General features: G+C 65.4%; 1 protein-coding gene. It reads left to right on the top strand.

What is annotated here, in order from left to right:
• The first annotated feature begins 163 nt into the window (after nucleotides 1-163).
• On the top strand, nucleotides 164-1,819 hold the full coding sequence (locus ACXJKR_RS31105; RefSeq protein ID WP_457326139.1) for an MFS transporter: 1,656 nt from the start codon (nucleotides 164-166) through the stop codon (nucleotides 1,817-1,819).
• Nucleotides 1,820-1,903: the final 84 nt, after the last annotated feature.

Raw genomic sequence — 1,903 nt, 5'->3', positions numbered from 1 at the left:
CCGCAGGGGACCCGCAGCGAAGCGTAGGGCGGGGCGGTCAGGGGGAAGCTCTTTGGTTACTTTCTGGCGGCCCAGAAAGTGACTCGCCTGCGGGGGCGAAATCCCCGCACCACTCGCAGCAGAAAACAAGAGCAGCTGAGACAAGCGCTCAAAGAGCACAGACATGACAACCCGAAACCTCCACCCAGCCGCCAAAGAACCCACCTGGATCAACTACTGGGGTTGGGGCAGCGGCGACATGCTGGGCGCCGGCGCCCAGGCCGTCATCACCGGCTGGCTGTTCTATTTCTTCACCACCTTCTGCGGCCTCAGCGCCGTCGACGCTGGCCTGATCCTCGGCCTGCCGCGCCTGCTCGAAGCCATCACCTGCCCGCTGATCGGCTATGTGTCCGACAACCTGCGCCACACCTGGGTGGGCCGCAAGATCGGCCGGCGCAAGCTCTTCCTGCTGGTCACCATCCCGCTGCTGCCCAGCTTCGCGCTGATCTTCCGCACCGGGCACACGTTCACCTACTACCTGCTTGCCTTCATCTTCTTCGAGCTGCTGTACACGATGTTTCTCATCCCCTGGGAAACGCTGGCGGCCGAGATGACCAAGGACTACAAGCGCAAGGCCAAGTTCGCCGGCGCGCGCATGATCGTCGCGCAGAGCTCGGCCATCCTGGCCTCCTACCTGCCCACGCTGCTGATCAGCCAGTTCGGCGGCAAGGACTCGCCCGACACCTTCTTCTGGATGGCAGCCATCTTTGGCTGCATCTTTTCGGTCGTCGTGACGATCGTCGTGTTGACGACGTGGGAGCGCCCCTACGGCACGCGCGAACAAGCGGTCATGTCGCAGACCTATGGCGGCGTGACGCTGAAGGCCGCACTGGCCCTGCCGGTCAAGATGTTCGGCGACCTGTTCTCGACGCTGAAGATCCGCGCCTTCCGCCAGCACCTGTCCATCTACCTGGGCGGCTACCTGTCGCAGGACATCTTCAACACCGCCTTCCCCATCTTCGTGGCGACGGTGCTGATGGGCGCGACCCTCGTCATCTCGCAGCTGATGACGGTCATGTACGTGGCCCAGCTCATCTCGGTGATGGTGGCCATCCAGATCGTCATCCGCACCGGCCCCGTGCTGGCCTACCGCCTCGCCATCTCGCTGTTCGGCGCGGCGCTGCTGCTCTACCTGGGCTTCTTCCTGTCGCGGCCCGAGGGTTTCGATGCCGGCTTCAAGGCGCTGGGCACCAACCTCTTCACCGCGCTGAACCCGGCAAGCGGCAGCTTCAGCCTGGTGTTCTGGATCTTCGYGCCCATCGTCCTCGCGGGCCTGGGCCGCGGCACGCTGAACTTCGTGCCCTGGTCGGTCTACAACTACCTGCCCGACATCGACGAGGCCGTCACCGGCCAACGCCGCGAGGGCATCTTTGCCGGCGTGATGACGTTGGTGCGCAAGATGGCCCAGAGCGCGGCCATCATCGCCAGCGGCTGGATCATCGACCTGGGCGGCTACATCTCGCCCAAGAGCCGCCCCGGCGAGGTCATCGTGCAAAGCCCCGAGGCCATCCAGACCATCACCGGGCTGATGGTGGGCGGGCCCCTCTTGATGATGCTGTTCGGCCTGATCGCCTCCTGGACCTTCCGCCTCAATGCCAGCACGCATGCCGTCCTCGTCAACGAGGTCGAGCGCCTGCGCAGCGGTGCGACCGAAGCCGAGACCGATGACAGCCGCCGCATCGTCGAAGACCTGACCGGCTGGCCTTACGACCGCCTGTGGGGCCGCGGCAGCGGCCACGCCGCCGACTCCTCGCTGCAACCTCTGCAAGCCCGCCCATGACCGACTTCAGCCGCCGCAACTTCTTCAAGACCGCGTCCCTGCCTCTGGGTCTGACCGGCTTGGCCACCACCGCCGGTGCTGCAT

Source organism: Roseateles sp. P5_E11 (assembly GCF_054049355.1).
Note: the sequence above shows the minus strand (reverse complement) of the source record. Positions and strands in the feature narration are given on the sequence as shown.